Origin of the sequence: Raineyella sp. LH-20 (assembly GCF_033110965.1) — a bacterium.
GTDB lineage: Bacteria > Actinomycetota > Actinomycetes > Propionibacteriales > Propionibacteriaceae > Raineyella.
Window position 1 is genome coordinate 1,812,137 of record NZ_CP137003.1, and the last position, 15,404, is coordinate 1,827,540.

Genomic DNA, 15,404 nt, shown 5'->3' on the forward strand with positions numbered 1-15,404 from the left:
ACCCCCTGTCAGGAGTGCGATGCCGGTCCGGGCTGCGACCAGACCGACGGGCGCAGGCCGGCAGGGGCGGGGGCCGGCGCGACGACGGCCGTGTCGCCGATGCCGGTGTCCGCAGCGTCGGCGCGGTCCGGGTCCACTCCCGCGGCAGGGGCCTCGGCCAGTGGCGGACGGGCAGCGTCGCGCCAGACGGTCTGGATCGCGTCGGCCGTCCGGATGATCGAGAAGCGTTCCTGGACCTCGCGCCACGCCGCGAGAGCCCGGGACAGGGCCACCTCGGGCTGATCCAACACCGCGATGATGGCCTCGGCGAGGGCGTCCACGTCGTCGCGCGGGACCAGCCAGCCGAACGGCTCGATCTCCGGCGACGGGTGCACGATCTCGGTCACCCCGCCGCCGCGGGTCGCCACGACCGGGACGCCGCGGGCCATCGCCTCCACGATCACTTGGCCGAAGGGCTCCGGTTGGCCGGAGGCATGCACGCACACGCTCATCCGATCGAGCTCGTCCGTCGGGTCCTCGAGGAAGCCGGTGAACTCGACGGCGTCGGTCATCCCCAGCTTCTCGACCTCCGCCTTCACCCGGGCTTCGTACGCGTCCTCTCCGAAGAGCGGGGCACCGACGATCCGGAATCGTGCGCCGGGATGGCGAGCCTGAACGACCGCGGCGGCGCGGACGAAGGACAGCTGACCCTTCGTCGGGCTGATCCGGCCGACGATCCCGATGACCGGGGGCTCCGGGCGGGCCCGGTTGTGGGGGGAGGGGCCCAGCTGGGCAGGGCTGAATCCTGGATAGGCGATGGTGAGGCCCTTGGCCTTCGGCAGAGTGACGGCGGTGCCGGCGGAGTTGACGATCACCCGGCTCGGGGCCCAGCGGGCCAGCCGGCGCACCAGCGTGACCAGCGGCATGGGGAGGTAATCGGGGCTGATCCGGTCGTGGATGTGCCAGACCATGGGGCGACCGGCCACCCGGGCGGCGACGAGGCCGATCAGGTCCGCCTTCAGCGACGTGGTGTGGATGAGATCGGGGTCGAGCCGACGCAGATGCAGGCCGAGCCGCACCGCGTACGGCAACACCCGGATGGCGTTCACCAGTGCGGTGATCCGGGTGCCACCGGAGGCTTCCCGACCGGCTGCGGCGATCTGTGGGGAGAGCGGAAACACCTCGACGTCGTGGCCGGCGTCGGCGATGGCCCGGGCGAGCGGACCGTCGCTGAACAGGATGGTGCGTACGCTGATGTCGGCGTCGATGTGGTCGAGCAACCGGAGCAGGGCGAGTTCAGCGCCCCCCACTGCACCGGTGTGGTCGAGTACGACGATTCGCAGGCTCGCGCTCGGATTCGAAGGGTCCCCCATGCGGCCACAGTAGCCTTTTGATCTTAAATTTCCGAGCCCCCCATATGGCCGGGACAACAGGAAAGACCCAGGTCTATGAAACCTCTGGGTGCGCGGTGTGCGACGGATCGGCCGGCGGTCGGGGTCGGCGCCTCCGCCTCCACCGACACCTCCGCCGCGGGATGGAACAGGGCCGCGCGGAACGGCTGCGCGAGCCGGGCGTGGAAGGAGAGTGACCGCTCGGCCGGTGCATGCCACGATGGGGACATGCCTGCCGATCCCAGCTCCGGCGCCCCGTCCAGCCACGTCGCCCCGCCGTCGTACGCGGCGGATCCGCGCCGATTCGCCGACGCCCTGCGCACCGCGGACTTCACCGTCGACCGGGTCGGCGAGCGACTGGGCGAACGAGCCGGCGCCGCGCTCGGCCGCAACACCACGCTCGCCGCGCTGCGGGCCCTGGGCGGGGACGACGATTCACAGGCAACACTGCTGCGGCTGTTCGTCCTGCAACGGACCGTGGACCCCGAGGCCGCCGAGCGGGCACTGCCCGGTCTGGTCGCTCCGTTGCTGGCCGACGGGATGCTGACCGAGGTGGCGGGACGGCTGGAGGCGACGGTCGACGTCCGACCGTACGGCGCCGACGAGGCCTCCGGGGCAGCGGTGGACGGCTGGATCGTCGCCGACCACGTGCCGGGACTGGACGGCAGGGTGACCCGGACCCGGCCGGACTTCGTGCTGTCGGCGAGCCCGGCGTCGGTAACACTGACCCAGATGACCGTACGCCGCCCGGTCGGCCGGGCCCTTGACCTGGGCACCGGCTGCGGGGTCCAGTCACTGCACCTGGCCACCCACGCCGACCGGGTCGTCGCCACCGATCTCAATCCGCGAGCGCTGCGGCTGGCCGACCTGACGCTGCGGCTCAACGAGGTCGAGGACCGCGTCGACCTTCGCCTGGGCAGCCTCTACGAGCCGGTGGCCGACGACCGCTTCGACCTGATCGTCAGCAATCCGCCGTACGTGATGTCACCGCCCGGTGCCGAAGGGGTCCGGCTCGCCTACCGCGAGGGTGACTTCCTCGCCGACGAACTGGTCGCCCGGGTGGTGCGGGGGGCCGGCGACATGCTCACCGAGGGCGGCACGCTGCAGGTGCTCGCCAACTGGGCACACATCGCCGGGCAGGACTGGATCGAGCGTCTCCATGGCTGGATCGACCCGACCGGCTGCGATGCGCTGGTGCTGCAGCGGGAGGTGCTGGACCCGTACGAGTACATCGAGCTGTGGCTCAACGACGCCGGCCTGGTGGGGTCACCGGAGTATGCCGGCCGATACGCCCAGTGGCTCGAGTACTTCGACGGCCTCGGCATCGAGGCGGTCGGGCTCGGCTGGGTCAGCCTGCACCGGGCCGGCCACGACCGTCCGCACGTCCAGATCGAGGACTGGCCGCACAGCGTCGTGCAGCCGGTGGGCGCCGCGTTCGCGGCGCAGCAACGCGGTGTGGCGTTCGCCCGCCGCAGCGACGAGGAGCTGCTCGCGACGTCCTGGCGGCTGGTCGGCACCGTCCAGGAGACGTACGGCGTGCCGGGCGCGGCCGACCCGGAGCACATCGTGCTGCGCCAGCAGGCCGGCCTCGGGCGAGCCGTGGAGGCCGACACCGCGCTGGCGGGGGTGCTCGGCGCCTGCGACGGCGAGTTGCCGCTCGGGGTGATCATCACCGCGGTGGCCCAGCTGCTCGAGGCCGATGCCGAAGCACTGCGGGCCGAGCTGGTCGGGCGGATCCGACCGTTGGTGGTCGACGGGTTCCTGGTCGCCTGAGGCCGTCCGCTCTGCCGGCCGTTCCCGGGGGTCGTTCGGGACGCGCAGGGAAGCTGGTGTCCTCTGGCGTTCCATAGGGCAAACCTATGGAACGCCAGAGGACACCAGGGTGCTGTCGGGACCGAGGTGAGCGGGCGGGCGCCGGGTCTGGGCCGAGCGGGCGCGCCGGGCGTCAGGTCCGGGCGGCTCAGTAGGCGCCGGCGGAGGCCAGGACGGCCCGCGCGGTGCGCATCAGGATCATCACGTCCTTGGCCATCGACCAGTTGTCGACGTAGTAGAGGTCCAGCCGCACCGTCTCGGTCCACGGCAGGTCGGATCGTCCCGAGACCTGCCAGAGCCCGGTGATGCCGGGGCGTACGTCGAGGCGACGGTGGACGTGGTCCTCGTACAGAGCGACCTCCGACGGCAGCGCGGGGCGTGGGCCGACCAGGCTCATCTCGCCGGCGAGCACGTTGAAGAATTGCGGGAACTCGTCGAGCGAGAACCTCCGGATGACGTGCCCGACCCGGGTGATCCGCGGGTCCTTCTGCATCTTGAACAGCACCCCACCCTCGGACTCGTTCTGCGCCCGCAGCTGCGCCAGGAGCTTCTCGGCGTCGACGACCATCGAGCGGAACTTGAAGCAGCGGAAGAGGGTGCCGTCCTTGCCGACGCGCACCTGGCGGAAGAAGACCGGGCCGCCGTCGTCGAGCTTGATGGCCAGTGCCACCAGCAGCATGATCGGGGTGCTGAGCACGATCATCGCGGTCGAGCCGACGATGTCGAACAGTCGCTTGCCCCAGCGTGAGGCTGCCTCGGACTGCGGTTTCTCCACGTGCACCAGCGGCAGACCGGCGATCGGCCGGACCTGGAGGCGTTCGGCGGAGACGTCGGTCATCGTCGGTACGACGATCAGCTGGGTGTGACTGCTCTCGAGGTCCCAGGCGAGCCGTCGGAAGTCGCGGCTGCCGGGGAAGGAGCCTTCGGTGCAGATCACCATCTCGACGTCCGCGGCACGGACGGCGTCACCGAGCCGGTCGGTGTGGCCGATCACCCGGATGCCGCCGGGCGTACGGGCCGACGAAGCGGTCGCCGGGACGATCGCACCGACGATGTGGTAACCGAGCCAGGGCTCGCGGTCGATCACCGTGGCGATCTCGTCGACGTGCCGCGGGTCGCCGGACAGCACCACCCGGTTGAGCAACATCCCAGCCGCGCGCGCCCGCTGGACGACGCGGCGGACGATCAGCCGGCCGAGTAACAGCAGCGTCAGGCCGACGGTGAACTCGATCACGAAGAACCCGCGGGACAGCTGGCTCTTGCTGAGATAGAGCACGGCGGCGGTGAGGCCAGCGGCGATCCCGGTGGCGGTCAGCATCGACTGGTACTCCACCGAGCCCGCGCCCATGTTCTTGGTCCGGTAGAGCCCCCAGGCGGCCAGGATCGCGATCCACAGCGGCACCTCCCACACGGCCAGGCCAGTGACCACCGAGGTCACATCGGCGCCCTCGGGGAAGAAGGGGAGCGAGTTGCGGCCCAGCACGCCGGCCACCGTGGCGAGCAGGATGGCCACCACATCGGTGACCATCGCGACGATGCTGACGAAGCGTGATGCGCCGCGTCCGACCAGCGTGGTGCGCCCGGCCGCAGACCGGTCAGCGGCCGGCGAGGTGGCGTCGGTGCGCTTCGTGGCGTCGTGACCGGTCGGAGTCTCAATGCTCATGGTTCCCCCGAAACCTGAACCGTTCGAGCCGCCGAGCGGCTCCTGTGTCGAGGGGCGGCGACCGCCTCCCGCGACTGACTCGCCCATTGAAGCATCGACCGATGACATCCGCCAGCCATTGAGCGCCGTACGAAACACCGGGGTTGTCCCGCGCCGACGGCCGGGTTGTCGCTGATCCGTCCCGGACTTCCGTCGGTGCGGCCCGGCGGCACGATGCGTCCCGGCGGCACGGTGCGGCCTGGTGGCACGGTGCGGCCCAGCGGCACGGTGGGGCCGGGTGGCACGATGCGGCCGCGGGACAGGTGGGACCCGGTGCGGCCGGGCGGCAGGTCGGGCTGGTGCCGATGGATCGGCGCCGGCCGGGGTCTCAGCGGCCGGTGAGAGCAGCCACCTCGGCGCGGACGCTGGCGATGAAACGGGCCTCCGAGAAGGTGTCGGCGTGCCGGCGGATCGCTGCGGAGTCCCATGGACGGGAGGCGGTCGAGGTGACGGCGTCGGCGATGGCGTCGGCCGTGGCCGTCTCGAAGAAGGCGCCGTTGATCGCCGGGTCGATGGTGTCCAGGTAGCCACCGGCGTGCAGCGCGAGGGTGGGGCGCCCGAACGCCGCGGCTTCCAGCGGGGTGAGGCCGAAGTCCTCGTACGACGGTGCGATCAGCGCCGTGGCGTGGGCGTACGTCCAGCGCAACTGGGCGTCGCTGAGCCCGGAGACCAGACGGGCGTTCGCCGGGGCGAGCGCCCGCAACTGCTCGGCGAGCGGGCCCTTCCCGACGACCACCAACCGGTGCTGTGGCAGGGCGCGGAAGGCTTCCAGCGCACGGTCGACGTTCTTGTACGGCTGGAGACGGGAGACGACCAGGTGGAAGCCGTCCTGCCAGTCGACCAGGGCGGGCACCGGCTCCTGGGGGCCCGCCGCGTCGATACTGTGCGGCGGCGGGACCAGTCCGGCGTCGATGCCGTACGTGTCGGCGATCCGCCGGACGACCACCCGGGAGTTGCCCAGGTAGCGGTCGGCCCGGTGGGCGGCCCGCCGGTCCCAGGCCTGCAGCGGCCCGCGCAGTGGCGCCAGGACGAGTCGCTTCGGCGACAGTCGGCCGGCATCGCCGAGGTACTCGCCGGTCTGGTAGAGCCAGCGGGCGGGGTTGTGGCAGTACACCAGGAGACGGCCGTCGGTGGGGAAGGCGTGGGCCCACCCGCTGGACGAGGCCACCACCACGTCGGCGTCGATCCGCATCCGGCTGCTGGCCCAGGCCAGCAGCGGCAGCGCCAGTCGGGGATCCCGCCGCAGCAGCCCGATCCGGTTGAGCGGTGAGGTGACGATCCGTACGTCCCGGAAGGCGGGGAAGGTGCCCTCCGGGTCGTACACCGTGGTGTGGACGACCGCGCCGGGGAAGGCCCGGAGCAGCGACAGCACGACCCGCTCGGCCCCGCCCCGTTGGGTCAGGTAGTCGTGGGCGATGGCGATCCGCAGGCCGCTGAGGTCGACCGCGCGGTCGGTCGGCGCGTCGGAAACGGCGGGATCGTACGTCTGCGAGGAGTCGGCCCGCACCGCGTGGTCGTCTCGGACGTCCTCGCCGTGGGCGTCGGGACGTGATCCGGCGGTCACCGGCGCCCCTCGGCCCGGCGCAGCACGTCGCCGGAGAGCAGATCCTCGACCAGTCGGTGGGTCGCCTCCAGCAGCCCGCCCTCCGGGGGCTCGCCGAACTCCGCGGCCAGCCGCTCGGCGATCTCCGCCTCCGTCAGCGGCTGCTCGCACATCTCGACGACGGCCCGGCCGAGATCGGTGAGCCGGATCACGGTGCGGTCGTACAGCAGCAGGACGCCGTCGTCCAGTTCCAGCCGGTCCACCGGCTCGACCCTGGTCACCCGGCGGGGTTGCGTGGTCGTCATGCCGCCTCCAGCAGGCCGGACAGGATCGGGGCGAGGTCGGTCGCCTCGCGGTAGTGCCACCGCAGCACCGGACCGGCGGCGGCGAGCAGGTCGGCCACCAGGTGGAGCGGGCGATCCAAGCTGCTCAGCGACGACGTCTCGGGGGCCAGGGCGATGATCGCGTCGGCGACGTCGAGTTCCTCGCAGCGCGGGGCCCCGGTGTGGTCGTCGCTGCGGTCGAGCAGCACGATCCGGCGCAGCCACGGGTCGGCCGGCGCGGCCACCAGCCCGAGCGTGTCCGGGGAGGTCTCCGCCTTGGGGGCGGTGAGGCCGCCGGTCCTGATCGACAGCGGCTTCGGGTAGGGCCGGATCCGGCCGGCCGGGGTGATCCCGACCGTCTCGTCGGTCAGGTAGCCGAGGGACTGGCCGAGCACCCGGGACAGGGTGGTCTTGCCGGTCCCGCCGGGGGCCACGAACACCACCGAGGCTCCGGTCTCCGGATGGGCGCAGGCGCCGGCGTGCAGCATCAGCAACCGGCCGGCCTGGGCGGCGATGAAGGCGCGGGTGACGGACTGGGTGACCTGTTGCAGCACCGTGTCGAGGCGGCTCCCGTCGATCGGGCTCGGGTCGGGGATCGGGCCGGGAACTGGGCCCGTCGTGGCCGGGGTCGCGGAGGAGACGGGTGTGGCGGAGGAGACGGGGCTGGCGGAGGAAACGGGGGTGGTGGGGGTCGCCGGGGCCGCGGCCACGGGGACCGCCCCCGGGGCGCGCAGCCGGACCGCGATCGACTCCGCCGGACGTTCGCCGTCCTGCGGCGTACGACACCGGGACCAGGCCTCGTCCAGGGCTGCGGCCAGTTCCTCGGTGCGGTCGCCGAGCAGCTGCACAGTGAGGGCACAGGCCAGGCCGTGCAGCGTCACGGAGGTGCGCGGGTCCGGACGCGACGTCGAGGCTGGCATGGTGCTCAGGGTAGCGGAGTCGGTCGCCGGGATCGGCCTCGTACCGGGGTGGGGTGAGCGGGATAAGCTGCCGCCATGACCGACCCGTCCCCCGAGCCGCCGCTGGCGGCCGTCGTCCAACTCGGTCATGCGGCGGTCCAGCGGGTCGCCGATCTGGCGGGCATCGAGGTGCTGCACCTCAAGGGGTACGCGATCGACCCGTCGCTGGTCCGCCCGGGCAGGGCCGGCACCGATGTGGACGTTCTGGTCCGGCCATCACAGGTCTCCGGCTTCCTCCGGCGGCTGGAGGACGCCGGGTGGCAGCGGGTGATCGGCTTTCGTGCCGGCTCCCCGTTCGGCCATGCCGCGACACTGCACCACCCGTGCTGGGGATACGTCGACGTGCATCGCTTCTTTCCCGGCATCGGTCTCGACCCCGCCGCCGCCTTCGAACTGCTGTGGGGGAGACGGCAGGTCCGGCGGATCGGCGGGGTCGACTGCGTGGTGCCCGATCTCGTCGGCCAGACCCTCGTCCTGGTGTTGAACGCGGCGCGGTCCGGCCCCGGGCAGCGGCTGAAGGGTGACCTCCAGGTCGCCTGGGAACAGGCCACCGCCGCCCGCAGGGTCGAGGTCGAGGCCCTGGTGAAGGCCCTCGACGCCGAGGTGGCGTTCGCTGCCGCCACCGGTCGCCTGGAGGCCTACCGCGACCGGCGGGAGTACTGGTTGTGGAAGGTGATGTCGTGCGGGGGGACCCGCCTCGAGGAGTGGCGGGCGCGGATCATCGCTGCGCCGTCCCGCCGTGACCGGCTGCGTCTGGTCCTCAGCGCGCCGTTGGTGAATGTCGAACACCTCACCGTGCTGTGGGGACGCCGCCCGACGCGATGGGAGATCGCCCGCGAGTTCGTCCTGCGGCCGATGCGGGGCATCGCCGAGCAGACCCGGGCGTTCCGCGTCGGACGGGCGAACGGCCGATGAACGCGAAACGTACGCCACCAGCCGCCGGGACACAGCGGGACCGACCCGGCTACGCCGTGCCGGACGGCGTGGGCGTCGTCGAGGTGGACGGGGTCATCTATCTGGCCCCGCTGCCACGGGGACCGATCCGTGTCCTGGCGGGGAGCGCGGCGGTGATCTGGCAGGAGCTGCTGGACGGGGCGCCGGACACGGTCGACGAGCGTGTCGCCGCCATCTGCGGGGTCGAGCGGTCCGCGGTGACCGACGGGGTCGCCGGATTCGTGGGCGAGTTGTTGCGCAGCGGCCTGCTGGAGCGGCGCTGAGCCGCTCGGCGTCTCATTCCGCGAAGCGGCGCCCCTGTGGCAGACCGCTGGCGGTCTGCCTGGTCTCCCTGTCCGGCGCCGGAGCAGCCAGCGGCGTGCCCTGGGCCAGCGGCGCCGCGCCGATGCCGCCCTGGGCGAGAGCGGCGTCGTCCGGCGGAAGCGCCGGGACGGTGTGATGCCGACGGGCGCGTACGGTCGGGTCGTCCTGGGGAGTGTCGACGGGGAAACCAGGGACGACCGCCGAGGTGACCGGGATCGCCTCGTCGAGGCTGCCGTGCCGCGAGGCCACCGCGGTCCGCTTGCGCTTGTCCTTCTTGCTGCGGCCGTACGCGTAGTACCCGCCGTACCGGCTGGCGGAGTCGTCGTTCGGCATCCGGTTGAGCGCGAAGCCGGCGACCTTCGCTTCGACCGTCTTCAGCTGCTTCATGGCCTGGGCGAGATCCCGCTTCAGCGTGGTGTTGACGCTGACCACCATCAACAGACCGCCGACCAGACGGTCGATCAGCACCGGATCGATCACCGGCAGCACCGGCGGGCTGTCCACCAGGACGTAGTCGTACGCCGCGAGCAGCTGCCCGAAGAGGGTCTCCATCGCCGTGGATCCCAGCAACTCACTGGGATTCGGCGGAATGGCGCCGGAGGGCAGCACATAGAGCGTCGAATCCCCCCACTTCTGGGCCGCTTCGGCGACGGTCGCCCGACCGAGCAGCACGGTGGTGAGGCCGACGTTGCCCTCCAGGCCCATCGCGGTGGCGACGGACGGGTTGCGCAGGTCTCCGTCGACGAGCAGCACCCGGGCGCCGGAATCGGCCAGCGCGATGGCGAGGTTCACCGCGGTGGTGGTCTTGCCCTCGCCGGGCATCACCGAGGAGATCACGAACGAGTGCTTGCCCCCGGTGGTGACGTCGGCGAACTGCAGATTGGTCCGCAACCGGCGGTACTCCTCGGCGGCCACCCCGTGCGGGTCGTTGTTCATCACCACGGCGTTGGTGGTGCCCTTCGGCAGCTGACGGAGCTTGCCCAGCAGTGGCCGGTCGGAGACGGCCCGCAGGTCGGCCTCCGAGCGCACCCGGGTGTCGAGGAAGTGGCGCAGCAGGGCGAGGCCGATGCCGAGCGCGATGCCTGCCAGCAGACCGAGCGCGGCGTTCTGCGGGAGATTCGGTGAGATCGGAGCCGATGGCACCGCCGCGGGGGAGACGGGGGTGGCCCTGACGCTCTGGCCCGCGCTGTTCAGCAGCGGGGCGAAGTCCGGGCCGATCGAGGCCAGCTGGGGGCCGACCGCGTTGGCGGCGTCGGCCGCCACCTGGGCCGACGACGAACGGGCGGTGATGATCAGCATCGGCGACCCCTCGGACGCCTTCGCCGAGACGGTCAGCGTGGTGCCGGGGGCGAGCTTGAGCTGGTTGCGCAGCGGATCCATCACCACCGGAGAGCCCACGAGATCCTGGTAGGTGCCCAGGTCGTTGGTCGTCAGGGTGTAGCCACCGGCCTTGGTGGACTCGGCGGAGAAGAACACCTGTGCGCTCGCCTCGTACGTCGGGGTGATCCGCAGCGTCGTCACGACGCTCGCGGCGAGCACGAGGAGCAGACTGACCAGCACGGTCTTCCATCGGGAGCCGAGGATGGCCAGGAACTCACGGAACTGCACGGCTGCTCTCCAGTCATCGGTCGATCGGTGGGCGCTGTCGGCATCATATTCACACAGTCCTCGGACAGTCCGGGTTGTCAGCCCGGTCGGTTAGGGTGTGGCTGCAGTCTCTCGACCGGAGGGGGGTCGGCCGTTGCGCGTCCTGCGTATCTTCCACAGCGCTGTCGTCGACGCCTGGCGGGAGCGTGAACGGGCCCTGGTGCGGGCCGGAGTCGAGGTCGCCACCCTGAGCGCACAGCGCTGGGACGAGGGCGGCCGGATCGTCGACCTGGTGTCCCGGCAGGGCGAGTCGGTGCGCGCAGTGGCGACGCTCGGGCACCATCCGGCCCTCTTCCTCTATGACCCCCGACCGATCTGGCGGGCCCTCGGGGAGGGGTGGGACGTCCTCGACATCCATGAGGAACCCTTTGCGCTGGCCACCGCGGAGATCCTGCTGCTGCGGGCGGTGCGTCGCCGCCGGGTGCCGTACGTCCTCTACTCGGCACAGAACATCCGCAAGCGATACCCGATCCCGTTCCGATGGTCGGAACGTTTCGCCCTACGCCATGCGGCCGGCCTCCAGGTGTGCAACGTGGAGGCGGGCCGGATCTGCGAGGACAAGGGGTTCCCTGGGACGGCGCGGGTCGTTCCGCTCGGTCTGGACCTCGAGCACTTCGCTCCGCAGGAACGCCCCGGTGAGCGCACGGGCGGCGGTGCGGACGGCGACCCCGAGGACGGTGCGGACGTACGTCCTGAGGAGGCTGTGGGCGTACGTCCCGTCGAACGTACGTCTCGACCGCTCGAGGACGGCCCGAGGGAGATCGTCGTCGGATACGTCGGTCGACTGGCCGCACACAAGGGCGTCGCCGTGCTGATCGACGCGGTGGCCGGGGAACCGCGGTTGCGGCTGCGGATCGCCGGGGACGGCCCCGACGCGGAGGCCCTGCGGCGCCGCGTCGCGGACGGGGGGGTGGGCGACCGGGTCGAGTTCGTCGGGTCGGTCACCCAGCACGGACTGCCGGCCTTCTACCGTGGGCTGGACATGCTGGCGGTGCCCTCGCTGACCACGCCCTCGTGGATGGAGCAGTACGGCCGGGTGGCCGTCGAGGCGATGGCCTGCGGCACCCCGGTGGTGGCCAGTGACAGCGGCGCCCTGCCCGACGTGGTGGGCGGCGCCGGTCTGCTGGTGCCGCCCGGCGACCCGGCCGTTCTGCGCGCCGCGCTGCTCCGCCTCGGCACCGACCCGGCGTTGGCCGCCGATCTGCGGGCCCGAGGTCTGGAGCGGGCGGCGACGACCTCCTGGGACCGGGTCGCCGCGGACCTGCTGGCGCTCTATCGCACGGTGCTCCACCGGCCGGCCGCCGCGGTGGAGGGGGGCGATCCGGACGGATCGGTCGACCCGGGGGATCGGGGCGATCCAGCGGGTCCGGCCGACCCGATCGACGACCGGCGCGGGGTCGAGGTCGTCCTCGTCGCGTACGGGACGCCGGACCTGGTGCGGCGTGCCCTCGCCCCGCTCGCCGGACACCGGCCGATCACCGTCGTCGACAACTCGTCACTGCCGGCGATCCGTACGATCTGCGCCGATCTCGGCTGCCGCTATGTCGATGCCGGACGCAACGGGGGCTTCGCGTCCGGGGTCAACATCGCGCTGCGCCACCGGCAGGCGCCGGACGCCGATGTGCTGCTGCTCAATCCTGACGCCGTGGTGTCGCCCGACGACGTCGTGGCACTCCATGCGGCCCTGCTGGCCGACCCGGACCTGGCCGGTGTCGGACCGTCCCAGGTCAACGGGGCGGGCCGGCCGTCGCGGGTGTCGTGGCCGTTCCCGTCGCCACGCTCGACCTGGCTCGAGGCGGTCGGCCTGGGCCGATTCCAGGGGCCGGACCGGTACGTGATCGGGTCGGTGCTGATGCTGCGGGCCGAGGCGCTGGCGCAGGTCGGCGGTTTCGACGAACGCTTCTTCCTCTATGCCGAGGAGACGGACTGGGCCTACCGGGCCCACCTGCTCGGCTGGCACCATGCTGAGGTGACCACCGTGACGGTCGAGCACCTCGGTGCCGCCACCAGCACCGACTCCGCGACGCGCGCGGCGCACGTCCACGCGTCCCAGGAGCGCTACCTGCGCAAGCACTTCGGCACCCTCGGTTGGCAGGTCGCCCGCGTCGGGCAGGTGGTCGGCTCGGCGCTGCGCGCGGTCGTCCTGTCGGGTGGGCGGGCCCGCGCCGCCGCGGACCGGGCCAGGACTTTCCTCCGCGGACCCGTCCGGGTCGAGGCCGAGCTCAGGGAGGGCACCTGATGGGCGCGCTGATGGCGACCCGGTGGGGTCGACGCCTGGTCTGGCTGGTGGGCACCCTGCTGGCCGTCGGGCTGGCGCTCGGGGTCGGGCGGATCGTGCCGGACCAGCCGCAGGTCGCGATCGGCGTGGTGGGCGTGGTGCTGGCCCTCGGCCTGACCGTGGCGGATCCCGCGGCGATCCCGCTGATGGCCATGCCGCTGCTGCTGGTGGTCAAGCGGGTCGGGACCAGTGAGGTGGACCTGTCGCTGTCCGATGCCGCGCTGGGGATCGCCACGGTGACGGCCCTGGTCTTCGCGCCCCGCCCGTTCAGCCGACCGCTGCGCACCCTGCTGTGGCTGTCGGCCCTCTACCAGTTCGCCACGCTGTTCACCGTGGTGGCGAATCCGTTCCTCGCCGGCGTCATCGAGTGGTTCCACGCCTGGATGCTGGTCGCCGGTGCGTTGCTGGTCGGCTGGACCATCGGTCGGACGGGGCACGCCCGGGCCGGGTTGTCCTTGTTCCTGGTGACTGCGCTCGCGTTGGCCGCCGTCACCCTCGCCCAGGGCACGCTGCAGTACGCGCAGGGCAACTTCGGGCCGGTCTTCGTGTCCTGGCCGTACGGCATGCACAAGAACTTCGTCGGCACGGTGATGGGGTTCGCGGCGGCGGTGGCGTACGCCCGGCCGGTCTGGATGGGATGGCGGAAGGGGTGGGCACTGACGGCGTTCACGGTGCTGATCGCGGCCCTGGCGATGTCGCAGTCGCGGCAGGCCCTGGTCGGTCTGGCGGTCGCCCTCGTCCTGGTCGCGCTGCGCAGCGACGCCCATCGTCGTCGGTCGAAGCTCATCATCGTGTTGGTGATCCCGGCGCTCCTGGTGGTCGCCACCACAGTGCGGGACCAGATCGCCACCGGCAACATCCACAACTCGATCTTCCAGCGGGTCAGCTGGTTCCAGGACACCCTCGGCTACTGGTCGGCGTCGCCATGGTTCGGCCACGGCCTGCGCTACTGGTACCGACCCGGCGAGCCCGGGTTCCAGCCACCGAACGCCGAGCTGGAGCTACTGGCCACCGCCGGGATCGTCGGGCTGATCGCCTTCCTGATCCTGGTGCTCGGGACACTCGGCACCCTGTGGCGGATCGACCCGGCGTACGGCACACTCGCCGTCGCCGTGCTGCTCTCCCGCCTGGCGCAGTCCCAGCTCGACCTGTTCTGGATCTCGGTGCAGACCCCGCTCCCCTTCGTCATCGCGGGGATCTGTCTGGGCGCGCTGGCCCTGGCGAAGGACCGAGGGACTCCGCCGGACGGCGGGGTGGCGAATGATCGGGAGGTGGTTCCCGACGGTGGCGACCGGGAGGCGGCGCTCGACCGGGAGGCGGTGCTCGACCGGGAGGCGATGGCGGTCAACGGTGCGGCCGGCGACGGCCGATGGATGCCCGTCGGCTGGCGGCTGCGATGAGGATCGTCCAGATCGTCCCCGAGGTGCGGGCCGGCAGCGGGGTCGAGGGCGTGGCGTACGCCCTGGAGCAGGCGTTCCGCCGGCGCGGGGTCGCCACGGAGCGGTTCACGCTCGCCGAGGCCGGTGCCGGTTGGCTGAGGCTGCCCGAGGGGCAGTACGGCCGGATCGTGGTGCGGGCGCTGCGGACGATCTGGTTCTCCACGGTCGGCACCATCCGGGCCCGCCGCTTCCTGGCCCGCCGGCCGGACGCCGTCGCGGTGTGCCACAACGACGTGCTGGCCGGTGAGGTGTACGTCAACCACGGCATCGTCCGGGCCGCGATGCGCGCCCGTGGCCGGTTCGCGTGGCGGATGGTGCGCAACCCGCTGCACCTGTTCACCACCGCACGCGACGTCCTGCGGTACCGCGGCGGCGTGCACCGGGTGGTGGTCAATCTCACCGAGGGGGAGCGCCGGCTCCTCGTCCACACCTATCCGCGGCTCCGCCCCGCGGCGGTCGTCATCCCCAACGGGGTCGACATCCAGCGGTTCCACCCGGTCGGGCCGGCCGAGCGCGCCGTCCTACGGGGCCGGCTGGGACTGCCGGTCGACCGTACGCTCGCCGTGTTCGTCGGCCACGAGTTCGACCGCAAGGGGCTCCCGCTCGCGCTGGCAGCGCTGGTCGACCGGCCCGGGACCGACCTGGTCGTGGTCGGCGGCACCCCGGCGATGATCGCGGCGGCCCGGCACCGCGCGGTGACCCTCGGGGTGGCTGAGCGGGTGCACTTCGTCGGACGGCAGGACGACCCGGTGCCGTGGATCCAGGCCGGCGACGTCTTCGTCCTGCCCAGCGCGTACGAGGCGAACGCCCTGGTGCTGCTGGAGGCCCTGGCCTGTGGCCTGCCGGTGATCGCCACCCGGGTCGGCTTCGCCCCGGACCTCCTCGACGGACGCAACGGGCTGCTGATCGACCGGGACGCCGGCTCGCTGGCGACGGCGCTGCGCCGACTCGACGAACTGCCGGAGGACTCCTGGCGTACGGCCGCCCGAGCCACGGCCGAGTGCTACTCCTGGGATGCGGTGGCGGGCCGCTATCTCGAGCTGGTCGAGGCGCTCCGGGCCGGGACGGAGTGAC

General features: G+C 72.2%; 12 protein-coding genes. 6 read left to right on the forward strand and 6 right to left on the reverse strand.

From position 1 onward, the window contains the following. Positions 1 to 8: 8 nt before the first annotated feature. Positions 9 to 1,352 (reverse strand): glycosyltransferase, encoded by a 1,344-nt coding sequence (locus R0146_RS07795; protein ID WP_317692302.1) that lies wholly within the window; start codon positions 1,350 to 1,352, stop codon positions 9 to 11. A gap of 246 nt (positions 1,353 to 1,598) precedes the next feature. Between R0146_RS07795 and R0146_RS07800 the strand changes: the two genes are divergently transcribed. Beyond that, positions 1,599 to 3,143: a DUF7059 domain-containing protein gene (locus R0146_RS07800; protein WP_317692303.1), complete on the forward strand. Its 1,545-nt coding sequence runs from the start codon at positions 1,599 to 1,601 to the stop codon at positions 3,141 to 3,143. 187 nt (positions 3,144 to 3,330) lie between these two features. On the opposite strand, the gene R0146_RS07805 is transcribed toward R0146_RS07800, so the two are convergent. From R0146_RS07805 to R0146_RS07820, 4 genes are all read right to left on the reverse strand, one after another. Beyond that, positions 3,331 to 4,845: a sugar transferase gene (locus R0146_RS07805; protein ID WP_317692304.1), complete on the reverse strand. Its 1,515-nt coding sequence runs from the start codon at positions 4,843 to 4,845 to the stop codon at positions 3,331 to 3,333. A 367-nt stretch (positions 4,846 to 5,212) separates the two neighbouring features. Continuing rightward, complete coding sequence (locus R0146_RS07810) at positions 5,213 to 6,448, reverse strand: glycosyltransferase (RefSeq protein WP_317688378.1); 1,236 nt, start codon at positions 6,446 to 6,448, stop codon at positions 5,213 to 5,215. Continuing rightward, positions 6,445 to 6,732, reverse strand: a complete 288-nt coding sequence (locus tag R0146_RS07815; protein WP_317688380.1) for a PqqD family protein — start codon at positions 6,730 to 6,732, stop codon at positions 6,445 to 6,447. Before R0146_RS07815 ends, R0146_RS07810 begins: the two co-directional genes overlap by 4 nt. Next, positions 6,729 to 7,670 (reverse strand): hypothetical protein, encoded by a 942-nt coding sequence (locus R0146_RS07820; protein ID WP_317688382.1) that lies wholly within the window; start codon positions 7,668 to 7,670, stop codon positions 6,729 to 6,731. Before R0146_RS07820 ends, R0146_RS07815 begins: the two co-directional genes overlap by 4 nt. A gap of 75 nt (positions 7,671 to 7,745) precedes the next feature. On the opposite strand from R0146_RS07820, the gene R0146_RS07825 reads away from it, so the two are divergent. Further along, positions 7,746 to 8,624, forward strand: coding sequence for a nucleotidyltransferase family protein (locus R0146_RS07825; protein ID WP_317688384.1), 879 nt, complete (start codon positions 7,746 to 7,748; stop codon positions 8,622 to 8,624). Continuing rightward, positions 8,621 to 8,926: a PqqD family peptide modification chaperone gene (locus R0146_RS07830; RefSeq protein WP_317688386.1), complete on the forward strand. Its 306-nt coding sequence runs from the start codon at positions 8,621 to 8,623 to the stop codon at positions 8,924 to 8,926. The genes R0146_RS07825 and R0146_RS07830 overlap by 4 nt, the downstream gene beginning before the upstream one ends. Positions 8,927 to 8,939: 13 nt before the next feature. Here the strand turns inward: R0146_RS07830 and R0146_RS07835 are convergent, their stop codons facing one another. Next, entirely contained in the window at positions 8,940 to 10,574 is a 1,635-nt protein-coding gene (locus R0146_RS07835) for a tyrosine-protein kinase domain-containing protein (protein WP_317688388.1), read from the reverse strand. A gap of 133 nt (positions 10,575 to 10,707) precedes the next feature. Here R0146_RS07835 and R0146_RS07840 point away from each other — a divergent pair, with 133 nt between their 5' ends. Genes R0146_RS07840 through R0146_RS07850 form a run of 3 tightly spaced genes read left to right on the forward strand, consistent with a single transcriptional unit; the run spans position 10,708 to position 15,403 of the window. Further along, positions 10,708 to 12,852, forward strand: a complete 2,145-nt coding sequence (locus R0146_RS07840) for a glycosyltransferase (protein ID WP_317688390.1) — start codon at positions 10,708 to 10,710, stop codon at positions 12,850 to 12,852. After that, positions 12,852 to 14,291: an O-antigen ligase family protein gene (locus R0146_RS07845; RefSeq protein ID WP_317688392.1), complete on the forward strand. Its 1,440-nt coding sequence runs from the start codon at positions 12,852 to 12,854 to the stop codon at positions 14,289 to 14,291. Before R0146_RS07840 ends, R0146_RS07845 begins: the two co-directional genes overlap by 1 nt. Next, positions 14,288 to 15,403: a glycosyltransferase family 4 protein gene (locus R0146_RS07850; RefSeq protein ID WP_317688394.1), complete on the forward strand. Its 1,116-nt coding sequence runs from the start codon at positions 14,288 to 14,290 to the stop codon at positions 15,401 to 15,403. Before R0146_RS07845 ends, R0146_RS07850 begins: the two co-directional genes overlap by 4 nt. Position 15,404 lies beyond the last annotated feature (1 nt).

Bases quoted from the DNA above. Each gene is read 5' to 3' on its own strand.
- R0146_RS07825 (WP_317688384.1), top strand. From the start codon at position 7,746: ATGACCGACCCGTCCCCCGAGCCGCCGCTGGCGGCCGTCGTCCAACTC.
- R0146_RS07805 (WP_317692304.1), bottom strand. From the start codon at position 4,845: ATGAGCATTGAGACTCCGACCGGTCACGACGCCACGAAGCGCACCGAC.
- R0146_RS07850 (WP_317688394.1), top strand. From the start codon at position 14,288: ATGAGGATCGTCCAGATCGTCCCCGAGGTGCGGGCCGGCAGCGGGGTC.
- R0146_RS07795 (WP_317692302.1), bottom strand. From the start codon at position 1,352: ATGGGGGACCCTTCGAATCCGAGCGCGAGCCTGCGAATCGTCGTACTC.
- R0146_RS07845 (WP_317688392.1), top strand. From the start codon at position 12,852: ATGGGCGCGCTGATGGCGACCCGGTGGGGTCGACGCCTGGTCTGGCTG.
- R0146_RS07830 (WP_317688386.1), top strand. From the start codon at position 8,621: ATGAACGCGAAACGTACGCCACCAGCCGCCGGGACACAGCGGGACCGA.
- R0146_RS07815 (WP_317688380.1), bottom strand. From the start codon at position 6,732: ATGACGACCACGCAACCCCGCCGGGTGACCAGGGTCGAGCCGGTGGAC.
- R0146_RS07820 (WP_317688382.1), bottom strand. From the start codon at position 7,670: ATGCCAGCCTCGACGTCGCGTCCGGACCCGCGCACCTCCGTGACGCTG.
- R0146_RS07800 (WP_317692303.1), top strand. From the start codon at position 1,599: ATGCCTGCCGATCCCAGCTCCGGCGCCCCGTCCAGCCACGTCGCCCCG.